Consider the following 17,113-nt stretch of genomic DNA (forward strand, 5'->3'; position numbering starts at 1 on the left):
GGACGGGCCGGAGGAGAGCCGGGATTGAGCGCGGACGGTCGGACGGGAACGGAGGGCCGGCCGGCCGAACCCCCGGGCCCCGGACCGACCGGACCTGCCGGCGCGACCCGGGCGGTCAGGTCGACTCGGTCGCCCCGGCGAGTCGGACGGGTCAGGTCGATCCGGTCGGGGAGTCGTCGGCACGCACCGGCCGACGCCAGGCTTGGAGGTGACTGGCGATCACTTCCCCGGTAGCGGGGAAGTCGGCCGGGTTCTGCAGCCCCACCTCGACCGGCCGCCGGCCGGGCCGCCAGGTGAAGCTACCGAAGGCGTGGTCCCAGACGGAGAGGTCGGAGCCGTAGTGGCCGGCCTCCGCCAGGTCGACGCTGTGGTGCAGCCGGTGTTGTTCGGGTCCGGCGAGGACGTGGTTGAGCAGACCGATCCGGACGTCGATGTTGGCGTGCACGAAGTAGCCCTGGGCGACCACGAACAGGCCCACGACGAACACCGCCTCCGCCGAGAACCCGGCCAGCGCCAGCGACACCTGGACCGCGCCCTGGGTGAGCACCACGTCCAGCAGGTGGTTGACGCCGTTGTTGGCGACGTTCACCTTGTCGGGCACGTGGTGCACGCCGTGCAACCGCCAGAGCCGGGGGTTGGTGTGACACCACCGGTGGACGAGGTAGTTGGCCAGCGAGCCGAGCAGCATCGCCACCGGGATCTCGGCCCAGAGCGGCAGGGCCGGATGCGGCGGCGCCAACCAGCCGACGAGCGTCGTCACGGGCACCTGGGACAGGGCTCCGCCGATCATCGTCAGCACGAAGTAGATGCCGTACCAACCCCACTCGCGCACACTGGGAGTCCATTCCGGTTCGTACGGAATCAACCATTCCAGAAGCGTCAGATAGGCGATGGTTCCGACCAGGAAGAGCTGACTCGCCCGGCCGAGATCCCAGCGCAGGCGCAGGGCCGCGACCGCTATCGCCACGAGGGCGACCAGCAGGGACGGGTAGGCGACATGGCGCAGCGCGGCCCGGAGCTGCCCTCCCATGACGACCCCCTTTCGCAGTCCACCGTCGAACGCTCACCGAAAGTGTTCGTTCAGATACTAAGGGCGCCCAGAAGTCGATGCGAGGGATTTTAGAAAAGAATCACATGGCGTTCAATTTGTCTGATGATAAGCAAACAAACTATCCGCCAGAAAGAGTGAAGAATCGGCCAAGCGACCCTGATCAATCGATTAGCGAATCATCACTCCGGAGCGCTTCACACTCCGGACCACGGGCGCCGTCTCCAGCGCCACCACCCCCTCCAGACCGCCCAGCCGACCGGTCAGGTAGGCGTAGAACGCCTCCACGTCCCGGCAGACCAGCCCGGCCACGAGGTTCGTGGGGCCGGTCGTCGCGGCCACGAACCCCACCTCCGGATGCTCCGCCATCGCGCGCCCGACCGCGGCGAGCTTCCCCGGCGCCACGGTCAGCCAGCAGAACGCCTCGACCTCGAAGCCGAGCAGCCGGGTCTCCACGTCCACGTCGAAGAAGAGCAGACCCGCCCCGGTCAGCGCGGCCAGCCGGCGCCGCACCGTCGCCTCCGAACCCCCGGTCCGGGCCGCCAGCCCGGCCAGCGGCGCCCGCCCGTCGACCGCGAGCGCCGCCAGCAGCGCGCGGTCCAGCTCGTCCGGTACCACCGGCACCGCAGCCGCCACGGTCGTCTCCGCCTCCGTCGGCTGCGCCTGGCCCGCACGCAGCCGACGCACCTGGTCCGCGTCCAGTGCCGAGGTCCGCCCGCTCCACGCGACCGTCCCCCCGACGAACGTCCGCAGCAGGTAGTGCGCACTGACGCCGAGCACCCGTGGCGTCCGGGGAAGCTTCCCCAGCAGGAGCTCCTCCCGGTCCGGCCGGACCTGCGAGCGGGTGTTGCAGACGATCTCGCCGCCCGACAGCAGGCTGACCCAGGACGTGTCCGGCCGACGGGCCAGCGCCTCGGCGAGCGCCGACGCCGCGTCCGGGACGCACCGGATCCGGGTGAGCCAGTCGACCTCGCCGAGCCGCCGGGCGTCGGTGCGCCCGACCACCCGCACCACCCCGGCGGTCCGCAGCCGTTGGTAGCGGCGTGCGACCGTCTGGTCGGAGACTCCGAGCACCTCGGCGATCCGCCGGAACGGCACCCGGCCGTCCACCTGCAGGGCGTGCAGCAACGCCCGGTCCAGCTCGTCCAGTGTCACGGTTTCCATCACCGGGACGGTAGTGGATGTCGAGATCCGCCGGAACGACCCCACCGGGCGGCGCGGACGGCGGCTCCGGACCGAGAGTGACGGTGCGCCGGGCCGCCCGGGCCGGCGCACGGACGAAGGAGTACGGGGATGCGGAAGTGGTGGCCGCTGATCGCGGTCAGCCTCGGGGTGTTCATGCTGCTGACCGACATCAGCATCGTGATCGTGGCACTGCCGGACATCGGCGCCGCGCTGGGCATGGACTTCGACGGCCTTCAATGGGTGATGGACGGCTACGCGCTCGCGCTGGCGGCCCTGCTCCTCGGCCTCGGCGCGCTCGCCGACCGGGTCGGCCGGCGGCGGGTGTACACGGCGGGCCTGACGGTCTTCGCCGTCGCCTCGCTGGGCTGCGGGCTCGCCCCGAACGGCGGGGTGCTGATCGCGGCGCGGATCGTCCAGGCCACCGGCGGGGCCGCGATGTTCGCCACCGCGATGGCCCTGCTCAACCTCGCCTACCGGGGCCGGGACCGGGCGGTGGCGTTCGGCGTCTGGGGCGCCGTCAGCGGTGCCGCGGCCGCCACCGGGCCGGTCGCGGGCGGACTGCTCACCGAGTACCTGGGCTGGCGGTCCGTCTTCCTGGTCAATCTGCCGGTCGCGGTCGCCGCCGTGATCCTCGCCCGCCGGACGCTGCCGGAGTCCCGGAACCCGGACGCACACCGAATCGACCTGCCCGGCGCCGCCGCCTTCACCGTCGCGGCGGGCTCGGCCGTCCTGCTGCTGATCCGCGGCGGCGCGGACGGCTGGACCTCACCGTCCGTCCTCGGTGCGGCCGGGACGACCGCCGCCGCGCTCGCCGTGTTCCTGCTGGTCGAGCGCCGCAGTCCGCACCCCCTGCTGGACCTCGCGCTGTTCCGCAGCCCCGTCTTCACCGGGGTCATGCTCTGCGGCCTGGTCTACTCCGCCACCGCGTTCTCCTACCTGCCGTACACCTCGCTCTGGCTCCAGTCGGTGCTCGGCCGGGGCCCGATGGCCGCGGGTCTCACGCTGCTGCCGATGAGCCTCGTCGCCTTCGCGGTCTCCGCCCTGGCCGGCCGCCGGCTCGCCGTCCTCCCCCCGGCGGTGCCGCTCGCCGGCGGGCTCGCCGTGATCGGCGCGGGCGCCCTTCTCCAGTGCACCCTCGACGCCTCGTCCACCTGGACCGCGCTGCTTCCCGGCCTCGCCCTGACCGGGCTCGGTGTGGGCGCGGTCAGCCCGGTCCTGGCGGCCGGCGCGATGGCCGCCGTCCCGCCGGAGCGCGGCGGCATGGCGGGCGGCGCCCTCAACACGTTCCGCCAGCTGGGTCAGGCCCTCGGGATCGCGGTCCTCGGTCTCGTCCTCCACCAGGGGCTGCGGGCCTCGCTCGCCGACGGATCAACCGGCGGATCCACCGCCGTCCCCGATCCGGAGGCCGCCGCCCGCGCCCTGAGCGCGGGAGCGCCGGTGCCCGGTATCCCCTCCGAGCTGGTCCGCGCCGCGTTCGCCACCGCGCTCGACCGCACCCTGCTGGTCGCCGCCCTCACCGCGCTGGTCGGCGCCGCAGTCGTCGCGGTCCTCCTCCGGGCCCGGCCGACCCCGGCCCGGCCTCCGGCGGACGGTCGACCCTCTGCGAACGGCCGGGCCACGGAGGAGCGGCCGAAGGGCACACTCGCCCAGCGATGACGGTCCGCCGACTCGCGCCCGCGCAGGACGTCCTGAAGGAACGGAGGGAGCCGGGGGGAACGGGGGGAACGGATCAGGACCGGCCCGGGCAGCTGGTCCGTCGCGAGGTTCGGATCGTCCCCGGACCGGAACCCCGGTGTCCGGGGCCGGGGGTCCGGGGCCGGGGCCCTTTCTCAGCCCCCGGAGGGGAGCCACTCCAGCGACTGGCCGTGCGGGCCGGTACGGGCGAGCGGCCGCTCGTTCAGGGCCAGGGTGAAGAGCAGGTGCTCGGTCGCGGGGACGTCCGGCAGACGGCGGTCCACCTCCGGAAGCACGCCCGGGCCCTCGTTGGAGATCCAGGGGCATGCCAGCTCACGCATCGTGGCGGCGAAGGACTCCCGCTCGTCGGGCGTCAGATAGGCGATGACCGCGCTGTGGAAGACCACCGGCGTCGCTCCCGCCGGGGCGGCCGCCACCAGCTCTCGGATCGTCCCGTTGAGGTCCCCGCGGACCAGCTCGGGCGGCTCGGCGCGGGCGATCCGCACGGCGCCCCGCAGCCGGGCCAGCCGCTGGTGCTGCTCGGGCCAGACCAGGGACTCCAGCCACCGGACGTCCTGCGGGTCGGTGACGTCCAGCGGGTTCAGGTCGACGCCGGCCCGCCACGCGATCTCGGGCAGCCGGACGGGCTCCGGGACGACCGCCCCGCCCCGGTCACCGCCGGGCGGGGCACCGGACCCGCTGCCCGTCGTGAGGCACTCCAGAACGACCGGGCTGTCGGCCGGACCGAGAGCCGTGACAACGTCGCCGTGTCGGTACAGGTAGCGGTACCGGTCCGGATACAGGCAGAGGCCCGCCGAGGCGCCGACCTCGATCAGGGCCAACGGCTGCGGCAACCGGGCGAGCACCGGGAGCAGGGCGGCGCACCGGCCCGGCTCGTTCGTCTGCGTCCGGCGCTCCAGGACGGTGGCGCGCACCCGGGGCCAGTGCCGGGCGGTCCAGTCACGGAAGGCGGACTCGTCGTCGATCGGGCCGCCCAGGAAGCGCACCGCGCCCAGCAGCAGGTTGGGCTGACGCTTGGGCGGCGGGAGTTCGTCGATCAGTGCGAGCAGACCCGGGTCGCCGGAGACGGCCGAGGAAAGCCGTTCGTAGGAGGGGGAGTTGCCCCGTGCCTCCGTCGCCGCGAACTGCCGGTACCGCCCCGCCGTGTCCACTTCCCGCCACCCCTCCCGGACGATCGAGCCGACAGCATACGAGGAGCGCCCCGGAGTCCGCCACGGGGCCTTCCGGCGGGCCGACGCCGGGCCGGGCCGCCGCCGGAGCCTCCCCCGCCCCCGTACCGGCAGCTCGCGCGTCACCCGGCCGGGAGTGCCGCGCGGAACGGCCCGGGGTGCCCGATCGGCGGAGCGACGGCCTCGGTGACGCCCTGCTGCCCGAGGGCGTCGCAGACCGACGCGAGCAGGGCCGTGTCGCAGTAGATGTGCAGTTCGGTGATCTTCGCCCACTTGATCCGCAGGACGTGCACGCCCTGGTTGGAGTAGTGGTTGCCCTCCCGGTCGGTGAGGTGATCCACCCACTCGACGAACGCCACGGTGTCCCAGGGCCAGCCCTTGGCGACGACCTTCTTCAGCTCGAAGCGCAGGTCCGGCATGACCTCGGCCAGCCTGTCGTACCAGCGCTGGATCTGCTCCGCGTCGTGCCGCCCGCCCGCCAGGGCGTGCGAGCCGGAGAACCAGTGCTCCGCGTCGGGGGCGAACTGCCGGACGACAGCCGGGTAGTTGCCGCGATTGACCTCGGCGAAGGAGTTGCGCAGGTTGCGCCGGACGATGGCGTGATACACGTTTCCACCCCTGCTCGACATGGTGACGACCCGTCATGGACTCTAGGACCTCCCGGCGGCCGACGGCGTCCCGCCCTCCCCGGGCCCGGAGCGTTCCACAGCCACGCAGGGGCGCAGGCGCCCACCGGCCCCGCGGCCGTCCGGAGGCACCGCCGACGGGCCGGACGCCCCGTCCGGCGCCGCCCCGAGCTCCGGCTCCGGCTTCCCGCGGCGGAGCGAGGCGGCGCGACCCGGAGGCACCCGCTCGGCTCAACCCGAATCGTGGTGCGCGGCCGTTGTTCGCAGACTCGATGCAGGGGCGGACTCCAGGGTCGGACCCATACGGAAGAGGCATCCTCATGAGCAACGGTCTTCGCCACGTCCTCGCGGTGATCGCGGTGACGTCGGTCGGTCTCGGCCTGGCGTCCTGCGGCAGCGCCAAGGAGTCGACCGGCAGCACGTCCTCGGGCAGCGCGGCGTCGGGCGCGACGATCAGGATCGGCCTGCTGCTGCCGGAGACCAAGACGACCCGGTACGAGCAGTTCGACCGTCCGCTGATCGAGCAGAAGATCAAGGAGCTCGCGCCGAACGCACAGATCGACTACTACAACGCCAACGAGAACGCGACCACCCAGCAGACCCAGGTCGACACCGCCCTCACCAAGGGCGACAAGGTGCTGATCCTGGACGCCGTGGACTCCAAGTCGATCCAGTCCTCCGTCCAGAAGGCGCACGACGCCGGCGTGAAGGTGATCGCCTACGACCGTCTGGCGCAGGGCCCGGTCGACGCCTACGTGTCGTTCGACAACAAGAAGGTCGGCGAGCTCCAGGGACAGGCCCTGGTGGAGGCCGTCGGCGACAAGGCGAACGCCGGGCAGATCATCATGATCAACGGCTCGCCCACCGACCCCAACGCGGCCGACTTCAAGGCGGGCGCGCACAGCGCGATCGACGGGAAGCTCCAGATCGGCAAGGAGTACGACACCCCGAACTGGGACCCGAACAACGCCAACCAGGAGGCCGCGGCGGCGATCACCGCGATCGGCGCGCCGAACGTCGTGGGCGTGTACTCCGCGAACGACGGCATGGCCGCCGGCATCGCGACCGCGCTCAAGGCCGCCGGCCTCAGCGTCCCGCTGACCGGCCAGGACGCCCAGCTCGACGGCGTCCAGCGGATCCTGGTGGGCACCCAGACCATGTCGATCTACAAGCCGTTCAAGCCGGAGACGGACGCCACGGCCCAGATCGCGGTCGCCTTCGCACAGGGCAGGACGCCCGATCCCGCGCTGCTGCCGACCACCGTGACCAACGGCAGCGGCAACTCCGTGCCCGCCAACCTGATCACCCCGATCGTGCTGACCAAGGACAACATCAAGACCACGGTGGTCGCCGACGGCCTCTACACCCCGCAGCAGATCTGCACCGCCGACTACGCCGCCGCGTGCGCCGAGGCCGGCATCTCCTAGCAGCACGCCGCCCGGCCCACCCGGCACCGGCACCGGCCCCGACGTCCGAGGCCTGCACCCGGCCGCACCACAAGGCCGGCCCCCGAATCCGTAGACGCCCCGCCCATGCCCGGGCGGGGCAAGGGAGTTGGTCACTGTGGCAGGTGAGACCGTCCTGGCCCTGCGCGGGGTCTCCAAACGGTTCGGCGCCGTGCAGGCGCTCACCGACATCGAACTGGAGGTGCACGCCGGCGAGGTGCTCGCCCTGGTCGGCGACAACGGCGCCGGCAAGTCGACCCTGGTCAAGGCGATCGCCGGGGTGCACCAGCCGGACGAGGGCGTCATCGAGTGGAACGGCAGGCCGGTCTCCATCCACCGGCCCCAGGACGCCCAGCACCTGGGCGTCGCCACCGTCTACCAGGACCTCGCGCTCTGCGACAACCTCGACGTGGTCGCCAACCTCTTCCTCGGCCGGGAGATCCGGCGCTTCACCGTGCTCGACGAGGTCGAGATGGAGAAGCGCTCCCGCGAACTGCTGGACACGCTCTCCATCCGCATCCCCAGCGTCCGCATCCCGATCGCCTCGCTCTCCGGCGGCCAGCGCCAGGTGGTGGCGATCGCCCGCGCGCTGATCGGCTCGCCCAGGGTCGTGATCCTGGACGAGCCGACCGCCGCGCTCGGCGTCGAACAGACCGCCCAGGTGCTCGACCTCGTCGAGCGGCTGCGCGACAAGGGCCTCGGCGTGATCCTGATCAGCCACAACATGGCGGACGTCATGGCGGTCGCGGACACCGTCGCGGTGCTCCGCCTGGGCCGCAACAACGGCGTCTTCGAACGGCGCTCCACCACCCAGGAACAGATCATCTCGGCCATCACCGGTGCCACGGACAACGCCGTGACCCGTCGGCAGGCCCGTGGCACGGAGGGCACCCAGTGAGCGACGACACCCCGGGCGGCGAGCAGCGCCGCCACGTCCCGCTGCCCGAGGACAGCATGCCGAAGGGGGGCGTCAACGCACCCGTCCCGGTGGCGCCCGAGGCGACCCCCGCCGTCGACCCCCGGCTGATCGTCCGCCAGGAGGGCGTCAAGGGCTACCTGGGCGAGTTCCGCCGCCGCCTCGGCAGCGGCGAACTCGGCTCGCTGCCGGTCGTCCTGGCCCTGATCGTCATCTGGGCCGTGTTCGGCAGCCTCAACAGCAGCTTCCTCTCCGCACAGAACCTCTCCAACCTGTCGCAGCAGATCGTCGGCACCGGCATGATCGCGATCGGCGTCGTCTTCGTCCTGCTGCTCGGCGAGATCGACCTGTCGGTCGGCTCGGTCAGCGGCCTGTGCGCGGCGATCTTCGCGGTCATGAACGTCACCCACGGCGTGAACCAGTGGGTGGCGCTGATCGTGGCCGTCGCCGGCGGCGCCGTCGTCGGCCTGATCCAGGGCCTGTTCTTCGCCAAGGTCGGCGTGCCCGCCTTCGTCGTCACCCTCGCCGGCAACCTCGGCTGGAACGGCGCCATGCTGCAGATCCTGGGCTCCAGCGGCACGGTCAACCTCTCCGGCAACGACATCGTCTCCAGGCTGTACAGCACCATCTACGGTCAGCAGGCCGCCGCGTACGGCGCGGCCCTGGTCGGCGTCGCCCTGTTCCTCCTCGCCACGCTGGTCGACACCCGCCGCCGCCAGCGCGCCGGAGTACCCTCCCGGCCGATCGTGGACATCGTGCTGCGCACCGCGGTCCTGGCCGTCATCGCCTTCCTGGCGGCCTACACGCTCAACCAGTACAAGGGGCTCCCGCTGGCCCTGCTGATCTTCCTGATCTTCATCGTGGTGCTGGACTTCGTGCTGCGCCGCACCCGGTACGGCCGCCAGGTGTTCGCCCTCGGCGGCAACATCGAGGGCGCCCGCCGCGCCGGCATCAACGTCTCCTGGATCCGCATCAGCGTCTTCGTCATCTGCTCGACGATGGCGGGCATCGGCGGCCTCTTCCTGGCCGCGCAGATCCAGTCGGCCAGCCAGACCTCCGGCGGCGGCAACCTGCTGATGAACGCCATCGCGGCGGCCGTCATCGGCGGCACCAGTCTCTTCGGCGGACGCGGCAAGACCTGGTCGGCCCTGCTCGGCGCGCTGGTGATCGGGTCGATCCAGTCCGGCATGAACATCCAGGGCCTCAGCAACGCCATCCAGTTCATGATCACCGGCGCGGTCCTGCTCGCCGCCGTCGTCATCGACTCCCTGGCCCGCCGCACCCAGCAGGCCGCCGGCCGCGCCTGACCCAGCACCACCCCGCGCACGCAGAAGCCCGGGTCGGATACATCCGCCCCGGGCTCCGTCCGAGCCGCCTGCGGGATTCGAACTCGCGACCTACGCATTACGAGCCCGAGAGTGATCATGTTGGCTGGTGTCGCCGTAGGTCACTTGGTGATGAACCCGCAGGTCAGGACGCTGCACTGTGTTCCGAGATCTTGCTCGAACCGGCACGTGCTGCCCCGTCCGCTCACGCATCGCTCACGCAAATCAGCCTTGGCCGAGGTCCCCGAACAGAGAACTATGGGGCCAATGTGGCTTCGGCAGTCCCAGCTCCTGCAGGTAACCGATCCGCGCGTTTATGGCAGCTGAGAAGTGCCTCCAGTCCAAGCTGGCAACCGGCTCGTTCGGCTTCGGGTCGGTCGCGGACGAGGTGACGTAGCAGACCGCGTCGTAGAGTTGTTCGGCCATCAACCGCTGGCAGAAGATGCCGAAGCGCTCCTGGTAGGACTTGCCGTGCCAGATGTCCTCCACCGGTAGAGCCCCCGCAGCCGGCTTCACCGGCCGCCTCGACCCGTCCTCGTCCTGCATGATGAAGAAGTAACCGAGCCAGGGCTTCTCCCCGGGGTAGAGGTCAGCCAGCGCCGCCCTTCGAAGGTCGACGGCGCTGCCGAGGGCTTCCTCCACCCGGTTGTTGTAGTTGTTGCCGAAGGACGGCCCGCCCAGGGCCTTCATCTCGAAGGCAGCAACCAGCGTGTTCTCGTAGGCGACGACGACGTCCCACTGCTTCTGGGGCCTGTAGTAGCCAGGGAGCTCCAGACGCTGGGACTTGGTGACCCGGATGCTCTCAGGCGGATAGCCCGCTTCGAGGAAGAACTTCGCCAGGAGGGCCGCAATGGAATCGAAGTGCTTGCCACCTCTGACGGAACCCGCAGTGCCGGCGCCGACCGCGGCCTTGATCGCCGACTGTTCGTTCTGGGCCTGTTTGACACCCCAGTACGCCGCGACGGCGTCCTCGAAGTCCTGGCGGCTGACCGTCAAGATCGGTTCCTCCTAATCGGGAAGCTCGGTAAGCCCGTAGACACGTAGTGCTGCCTCGGTGGCCGCCTTCACGTCCCGCTTGTCGAAGGCGTCCGCCAGCGCAGTCCGGTCCCCCTCAGCGATGGAGTCTGGGTCGGGCACGCGGATCTTGCGCAGGTACTGCGCCTGGAAGCGCAGCGTCCCCCCTCGCATCTTGACCGCGTACGCCTCCACGAACGCTTCAGCGACCTTCGATAGCAACAGGCCGCCGAGCACGCGCATGTCCCAGACGTCCGAGACGATGAAGTACAGGTTGTGGTGAGGGTACAGCCCTCCCTCATCCAGCACCGGATGGATCGTCAGTTTCATGTCCGGGAAGAAGAGTTTCGGCCTGGCCGTGAGGCGGTGGTCGACCTTGTCGATGGTCTTGTACCAGCGCTCTGGCTGCTTGACCGCGACGTACCGCTTCCGTAGGGCGCCGCTGTGCTGCCGGAAGTAGCTCGCGAGCTGCGGATAGTCGGCAAGGTCGACCAACTCGCCCTGCGAGTTCCACGGGTTGACGAGGTAGGAGCCATTCCAGTGGAGGGTGCCGCTGGTGGTGTCACGGACCATGGCCAGGGGCAGGAGCCGGTCCTTCTCGACGAGATCGGGTTCGTTGGTGATGAAGACCTTGTCAGCCCCGGTGGCGATACCGATGCCGACTCGGGTTCCGGTTGTCTCGTCCTCCAGCAGGCGGAATCGCTCGCTGAGGTCCTCAAGGACAGCGAGTCGCGCGGGTGAAGCTGCAGGCCAGGAGTCCTCGTCCGGGAACCAGTGGGACATCCGGGCTGCTTGGTACGCCGCCTTCGTAGCTGGCTGCTGTTCGCCAGCTCCATACCAAGACAGGAACTCGCGAGCCTGGCTCTCCCCGAAGGCACGGGTTGTGTCAGCCGCGACTGCGGTGCCCTGCTTCTGGTTGGAGATGATCGTGATGGCCGGGTAGGCAGCGACCTGCTCATGGAAGGCGTCGACGTCGTGCATGACCAGAGCGAGATTCATGCTGAACTGGCGCGTGACCAGCTGGCGCAGCTTGCGCCCGTACTGGTTGCGCATCCAGCGGTCAGCACAGATGAAACCGAGCTGGCCCCCGGACCTCAGGCTGCGCAAAGCCATCTCGTAGAAGCCGATGTAGATGTCGGCTCGACCGCCCATCGTGCTACAGGCAGCCCGGTAGGCGTCCATCCGATCGTCCGGGACATCCTCAAGCCTGATGTACGGCGGATTCCCAACCACAAGGTCCACCTCGTGGCGTGGGCTCGCCTGTAGAAGGTAGTCGCCCTGCCTGACCCAGCCACCCGCGACCTGCCTCGCCTCCTCGCGTTCCCACCCGTCAGCATGCAGCAGCTCCTCGACGAGATCGCGGCTTTGCGCGACGTTCTTCTCCAACAGGTCGAACGCCTCAACCGCGTCTGCAGCATCAGTGATGGGCCGGCCGTGGCTACGGCACGATTCGGCGATCCGCGCTGCGATCGCGCCAAGGAACGCGCCCGCGCCGCATGCCGGCTCGACGACCCTCAGCTCGGCGAGGTCCTTGTCAGGCGTGTACCCAAGCAGGTCGAGGATGAGATCGACCACCCAGCGCCGCGTAAAGACCTCGCCATGCTCGACCGCCTCCACTGGCAGATCGGGCAGAGTCTGATGATCGAAGTCGAAGAGAGCCAGAGTTGCCACGTCTTGACCCTACAGGGGCGCCTACGGCGGCCCCGCGGACTCAACACGAAAGGGTGGAGATACACCGGCCGTCACCAAGCGGTTCCCTCGACCATGCCTCTCACCAGCCCCGATCACAACGGGCCCGTCGCTGTCAGACCAGAGCGATAGCTTTCGAGCAGCACCCGGACGACACAGGAGCGGAAGATGCTGGACTCGGTCGTAAACGCGGTAAAGGACGTCTGGCAAGCCAGGCGCCTGGACTCGGATCGAGCCGCTGCAGGCACCTACCCGCCAAGTTCGGTGAGAGCGGGACACGCGTTCAAGCGAATCGAGCAGTCCATCATCGCCGATCTCGTGTCTCGGGGGGTTCCACCGGAATGGATCAAAAGCGGTCCGAGGCTCAGCCTCCCCAGCTTCTATGGGGGCATCAGTAGCGGCTGGGACCTGGTGATTTCCCGAGATGGATTCCCACTCGCAGCCATATACATCAAATCCCAAATGGGGCCATCCTACGGAAACAATTTCAGAAACCGAATCCAGGATGTCACCGAACAGGCGTTGGACGTCAGGCGACAGTACGAGAAATCGGACCTGAAGGAGCTCCAGCCGCATCTCGGTCTCTTCTTCATTCTCGAGGACGGCCCTGGCGCAAGAAGGCCCGTGAAGACCACACCAGCCGTGACCGGATTCCCATCAGCGGTAGATGGAATGTCCTACCGAGACCGGTTTACCGATGTCTTCGGACGACTGCTGAAGGACAGGGTCTATGACGGGATCTGTTACATCACCGCCAGCCCCGACGGCGATTCCTCCCCGGAAGAGCCGTGCTGGGATATGGGAATTGAAGCCTTCCTCTCGGAAATCGCCAGCAGAGTCTCCGCGCTGAGCTACGCCCAGGATCAGGGCGGTATGACCTCAGCCTCGTTCGGTGAGGCCTTGGCGCGTCGAGACGACATTGCCGACGTCATGTCCGCCTTCACCTCAACGCCAGCTGGCCTGGCAGCGGCCGAGATGGCAGTTGTCCGTCGACGCCGCATGCTGGTCGCGGAGCTTCGCGATCTCGCCCGCCAGTCAGAGGTCAATGAGACCGCCATGCACAAGGCCATGGAAGGCCACTACTGGCTATTCGGGGGCCAATACACCGGAGTGGCAGCGCGGCGCGATCTAATGAACTTAGACGAGCACGACTTCCCCCTGGTCTGCTCTGACGGAAGCCTGCACATTATTGAACTCAAGGGCCCCGAGGCCCGGCTCGTCCGCCGGGCAAGGGATAATCACCTGATCGTGACGAGCGCAGTTCATGAAGCGGTTAGCCAGTGCATGAATTACCTTCGCACGATTGACGAGATGGGCGCATCCCTCCGAACGCTGCACAGTAACGAGCTCGGCCTGAACTACGACTATCGACGCGCTCGCGGAACAGTCGTGATCGGATACCAGGATAGGTGCATTTCAGACCGCGCAACCAAGGAGCAAATCGACCAGACGATCCGCTCATACAACTCACACCTCAGTCGAATTCAAGTACTGACGTACGCAGATCTTCTCGACTCGGCCGAACGCGCTCTCAGCTTTGAAGAGACCTCCCTGTAGCCAGAATCACCTGAGTGACACCGGAAGAAGCGGCGTCGGTCAGCCGAGGTAGGGGTAGGTGCCAGCGAGGTAGTCGCCGATCTGCTGGCACATGCCGGGGTGGATGTCGAACTGGTCGAGGTCGGCGGGCCGGACGAAGCGGACGCCGTCGGCCTCGTCGTTGATCGTGGGTTCGCCGCCGATAGGGCAGCCGATGTAGGTGTTCTCGTACTGCTGGCGGATCTCGCCGTCGGTGTAGGCGACGATGTGGTTGGGGTTGGTGTAGACACCGAGGAAGCCGGTGATCTCGGCTTCGATGCCGGTCTCCTCCAAGCACTCGCGCACGGCGCACTTGGCGGCAGTCTCGCCGATGTCCTGAGCTCCGCCGGGCAGAGCCCACTGGCCGGTGTCGCGGCGGCGCTGGAGCAGGATGGCACCGTGGTCGTCGACGACAAGCAGGTTGCTGGCGGGGATGAGGGTGTTCGCCTTCGGCGCGTTCGGGTCGTTGTAGTACTCCGTCCTGCCCACGGGCAGCGGTCCCCCTCCTGGTCTGGCGTCCAGGAGGGGCTCTCCCGGACAGCATTCATGCCGAGAGTAGACGGGCACCCCGGACCTGCTTGTCAGATCTCCGCAGCGGCGGCCGTTACTGTCGCGCGGGCAGCCATCACGTTGGCCACGGCCTGCTTGTTCGTGATCCATACGGTGTCACCGGCGGAGACCGAGCGCTGTACGACTTCGAGGACGGCTCCGTCGGCTGCAACGGGCTTGGCCAGGTGCGACCGCATGTAGTGCTTGAACAGCGAGGGCAGTTGGTCCGGGCTCGTCGCGGTCTTGGCCCTCAGGGAGAAGAGCGGGAGGAACCACTCTTCGAAACCGTCCTTGATCGCCTGGGTGGCGCGGTACGCCTCGTGCAGCGGCTGCAGGCTGGCCGTGTGGTCGTAGGGGAGGTGACCGTGTAGGGCGTACTGAAGGCGGGTGCCGCCGTGTTCGCGGAAGTGCTGGCCATGGGCGGCTATGTGGTTGGCCGCGTTCTCGGTGATGGTCATGACGGCCGTGTCCGCTTCGTGCCGGCGGGCTGCGGCGAGGACGGTGGCGTGGATGCCGACGCGCGGGTCGAGGACGAGGCCGTTGAGGCCGAGCGGCGAGAGGTCGATGCCGTGATCACGGGTTCGGGAGAGGATCAGCCGCTCGGCGACGTTGGCGGCGGTGTGCTGGAGGTGCTTGGGCTGCTGGCGGTGGCTGGCGTGGATGTCCGAGCGGTCGAGGACGGGGCGGTCCTTCGCGAGTTCGGCGACGAGGTGGAGGCCGGTGTGTTCTCGGGTGTCGGTGCTGCCGCAGGCGTTGCAGGGATGGCTGCCGGTGCCGGTCATGTGACCGCAGGCCCGGCACGAGGGTACGGTCTCGCGGCTGATGGTTAGGGTGCGGGCGCGGAGGTTGTTCTCGATCATCTCCAGGGCGAGGCCGGCGACCTCGGCGTCGGTGTCGGTCATGATGCCACCCACCGGGGACTGCCCGGGCGGGTACTTGTCGGCTATCAGGTCGGCCTCGAAGCGCTGGCGGGGGATCCTCGGGCCGTTGGCCTCACGGTGGCGGAGGTCCCCGACGAGGGTGACGGTGTTCCACAGGTGGGGCGCCAGCGGTAAGCCGAGGATGGCGTTGAGGGCGGCGGCAAGCCGGATGCCTACGGCCTTGCCGGGCCGGGTGGCGAGGGTGAAGGGCCCGTTCTGGACGGGCCCGTTGAGGAACAGGTGTCGCACGGGCTCCTCCTAGATCGGCGGGATGGTCGTTCCCGTCCGGGTGAACCGGCCGTCTCGCAGTTCGTAATGGAGGATCGCGGCGTTGGGCATCTTGCCCTTCCGCTCCTCGGCGAGGATCTCGGGCAAGGTGCGGGCTTCGAGCAGGGATCGAAGGGCCACCGCGGCGGTCTGGTGGGTGAAGGCGACAACGGTCCGCGATTCCTGAAGTTCGGCCTGGGCGAGGGCGGCGAACTCGGCGGCCCGCTTGAGCACGCCCTCGGCGAGCGACTCTCCGCCGCCCGGCGCGGTCCAGATGTGCTTGCGCCGGCGGCGGTCCTCGGCGAGTGCGGGGTAGCTGTCGTAGAGCTCGCGCTTGGTCATGTAGGTGGCGTCGCCGTAGTGCTGCTCGTCCAGGAGCGCGGTCTGCCGGGGCCAGCCATCGGGGAGGGTTGGCAGGGCGATCGCGGCGGTGTCGATCGCCCTGCGGTAGGTCGAGGTGTAGACGTGCAGGTCGGAGCTCGCGAGCTGCGGGAGGACCTCGGCGAGCCACTGGGCCTGCCGGAAGCCGCGCGGGGTCAGGCCGACGATGGTGCGGGAGATCGCATGGGCGGCGGCTCCGCTGTAGGGGCGGGGGTCCTGGTAGAAGCCGTTGTACTTGTCGGCGTTCTCGACGGACTCGGCGTGTCGGATGACGAGCAGGGGCAAGACGAGGCTCCTATCCGGCGAGGTTGGCGACGTAGGAGCCGCTGACGGTCCAAGGGGTGAGTTCGATGCCGAAGCCGCTGTGTTCGCCGTCCTGGGTGTGGACGAGCTTGCCGGACAGGTGCACGGTGTCGCCGGACCTGAAGGCGCCGGTGTAGGCGCCGAGGTACGAGCGCATGTGGGTGATCCGGCGGGCGAAGGAGTCAGCCTCGTCGATGGTCGAGCTGAGGATGGTCTTGACCTTGATCCCGTAGACGGCCGGGGTGGTGAGACCCTCGGCGTGGTCGGTGATCTTGGCGAGGAGCGAGATCTCGCCGATCTCCTTAGAGGAGATCCGAGCGAAGGTCTTGTCGCGGTCGGAGCGGATGGGTTCGCAGTTGATGTGCGCGCCAGCGTTGGCGGTGAGTCCTTGGAGCTTGCGGCGTTCCTGCTTGATGAGGGCGTCGAATGAGCTGCCCTCCATGTACTTGGCCCGGCGGATGTACAGCCGGGTGAGGTCGTCTCCGTCGTACGGCCGGATCAGGTCGGTCTGCTGGAAGAGCTCCTGTGCGGCCTGGTAGCCCTCGGGGCCGTAGCAGACGAGGTCGATGTCGGAGCGCTCGTTGAAGCAGCCGACGAGGAAGGAGCCGGTGACGCCGATCAGGCCCTGGGCGTCGTTCGCGGTGATCCACTCGGTGATGGCCAGGAGGTCCTTGCCGGCCGGGTTGTCGGCGACCGCGCCGGGGGCCTCGTGGATGGCTGCGAGGGCCTGGCGGCAGGAGTAGTGGACGGCCACGTCCTCGCGCGGGATGCCGGTGATGACGCAGCCGAGGGTGTCGGAGTAGACGTAGCACTCCGGCCTGCCGGCGAGGATGCCGAAGGACTTCGACACGACGCTGTTCTGCCGGTAGGTCCGGTCGAAGAGCCGCCGGTCGCCCTTCTCGTCAGGGTGGTACTTGACGTAGCCGAGGTAGTGGCTGCCGGGGTGGCTGTCGCCGATGACCTTGAAGACGACTCCGTGGTGGTCCATCAGGTAGTCGCGGTCGCG

General features: G+C 69.1%; 15 protein-coding genes. 5 read left to right on the forward strand and 10 right to left on the reverse strand.

Annotation, left to right across the window (positions count from 1 at the left end):
* Positions 1-151: 151 nt before the first annotated feature.
* Positions 152-1,030: a sterol desaturase family protein gene (locus tag PUR61_RS44540; protein WP_329885668.1), complete on the reverse strand. Its 879-nt coding sequence runs from the start codon at positions 1,028-1,030 to the stop codon at positions 152-154.
* Positions 1,031-1,219: 189 nt separating this feature from the next.
* Positions 1,220-2,212: an Lrp/AsnC family transcriptional regulator gene (locus PUR61_RS44545; RefSeq protein WP_329885669.1), complete on the reverse strand. Its 993-nt coding sequence runs from the start codon at positions 2,210-2,212 to the stop codon at positions 1,220-1,222.
* 129 nt (positions 2,213-2,341) lie between these two features.
* Here PUR61_RS44545 and PUR61_RS44550 point away from each other — a divergent pair, with 129 nt between their 5' ends.
* A complete protein-coding gene (locus tag PUR61_RS44550) occupies positions 2,342-3,889 on the forward strand; it encodes an MFS transporter (RefSeq protein WP_329885670.1) in 1,548 nt (515 codons plus the stop codon).
* A gap of 173 nt (positions 3,890-4,062) precedes the next feature.
* Here the strand turns inward: PUR61_RS44550 and PUR61_RS44555 are convergent, their stop codons facing one another.
* Complete coding sequence (locus PUR61_RS44555; RefSeq protein ID WP_329885671.1) at positions 4,063-5,079, reverse strand: DUF2332 domain-containing protein; 1,017 nt, start codon at positions 5,077-5,079, stop codon at positions 4,063-4,065.
* A gap of 140 nt (positions 5,080-5,219) precedes the next feature.
* Positions 5,220-5,705, reverse strand: a complete 486-nt coding sequence (locus PUR61_RS44560) for a nuclear transport factor 2 family protein (RefSeq protein WP_329885672.1) — start codon at positions 5,703-5,705, stop codon at positions 5,220-5,222.
* A 338-nt stretch (positions 5,706-6,043) separates the two neighbouring features.
* Here PUR61_RS44560 and PUR61_RS44565 point away from each other — a divergent pair, with 338 nt between their 5' ends.
* The 3 genes from PUR61_RS44565 (at position 6,044) to PUR61_RS44575 (ending at position 9,391) form a co-directional block, all read left to right on the forward strand.
* Positions 6,044-7,150, forward strand: a complete 1,107-nt coding sequence (locus PUR61_RS44565) for a sugar ABC transporter substrate-binding protein (protein ID WP_329885673.1) — start codon at positions 6,044-6,046, stop codon at positions 7,148-7,150.
* A 136-nt stretch (positions 7,151-7,286) separates the two neighbouring features.
* Positions 7,287-8,066 carry an ATP-binding cassette domain-containing protein gene (locus PUR61_RS44570; RefSeq protein WP_380357017.1) on the forward strand — a complete coding sequence of 260 codons (780 nt, stop codon included), beginning with the start codon at positions 7,287-7,289 and terminating at the stop codon, positions 8,064-8,066.
* Between the two features lie 56 nt (positions 8,067-8,122).
* Positions 8,123-9,391: a sugar ABC transporter permease gene (locus tag PUR61_RS44575; RefSeq protein ID WP_329885754.1), complete on the forward strand. Its 1,269-nt coding sequence runs from the start codon at positions 8,123-8,125 to the stop codon at positions 9,389-9,391.
* A 243-nt stretch (positions 9,392-9,634) separates the two neighbouring features.
* Here PUR61_RS44575 and PUR61_RS44580 read toward each other — a convergent pair whose 3' ends face one another.
* Together PUR61_RS44580 and PUR61_RS44585 are read right to left on the reverse strand one after the other, a co-directional pair.
* Positions 9,635-10,405 carry a PaeR7I family type II restriction endonuclease gene (locus PUR61_RS44580; RefSeq protein ID WP_266270908.1) on the reverse strand — a complete coding sequence of 257 codons (771 nt, stop codon included), beginning with the start codon at positions 10,403-10,405 and terminating at the stop codon, positions 9,635-9,637.
* A gap of 12 nt (positions 10,406-10,417) precedes the next feature.
* On the reverse strand, positions 10,418-12,094 hold the full coding sequence (locus PUR61_RS44585) for an Eco57I restriction-modification methylase domain-containing protein (RefSeq protein WP_329885675.1): 1,677 nt from the start codon (positions 12,092-12,094) through the stop codon (positions 10,418-10,420).
* A gap of 186 nt (positions 12,095-12,280) precedes the next feature.
* Here PUR61_RS44585 and PUR61_RS44590 point away from each other — a divergent pair, with 186 nt between their 5' ends.
* A complete protein-coding gene (locus PUR61_RS44590) occupies positions 12,281-13,669 on the forward strand; it encodes a Shedu anti-phage system protein SduA domain-containing protein (RefSeq protein WP_329885676.1) in 1,389 nt (462 codons plus the stop codon).
* Positions 13,670-13,708: 39 nt separating this feature from the next.
* On the opposite strand, the gene PUR61_RS44595 is transcribed toward PUR61_RS44590, so the two are convergent.
* The 4 genes from PUR61_RS44595 to PUR61_RS44610 all read right to left on the reverse strand — a co-directional run bounded on the left by PUR61_RS44595 (position 13,709) and on the right by PUR61_RS44610 (position 17,095).
* Positions 13,709-14,176 (reverse strand): NUDIX hydrolase, encoded by a 468-nt coding sequence (locus PUR61_RS44595; protein WP_329885677.1) that lies wholly within the window; start codon positions 14,174-14,176, stop codon positions 13,709-13,711.
* Positions 14,177-14,268: 92 nt separating this feature from the next.
* A complete protein-coding gene (locus tag PUR61_RS44600) occupies positions 14,269-15,405 on the reverse strand; it encodes a hypothetical protein (protein WP_329885678.1) in 1,137 nt (378 codons plus the stop codon).
* 9 nt (positions 15,406-15,414) lie between these two features.
* Entirely contained in the window at positions 15,415-16,089 is a 675-nt protein-coding gene (locus PUR61_RS44605) for a histidine phosphatase family protein (protein ID WP_329885679.1), read from the reverse strand.
* A gap of 10 nt (positions 16,090-16,099) precedes the next feature.
* Positions 16,100-17,095 carry a nucleotidyltransferase domain-containing protein gene (locus tag PUR61_RS44610; RefSeq protein WP_329885680.1) on the reverse strand — a complete coding sequence of 332 codons (996 nt, stop codon included), beginning with the start codon at positions 17,093-17,095 and terminating at the stop codon, positions 16,100-16,102.
* Positions 17,096-17,113: the final 18 nt, after the last annotated feature.

Origin of the sequence: Streptomyces sp. BE20 (genome assembly GCF_036322525.1) — a bacterium.
In the GTDB taxonomy this organism is placed as follows: Bacteria; Actinomycetota; Actinomycetes; order Streptomycetales; family Streptomycetaceae; genus Kitasatospora.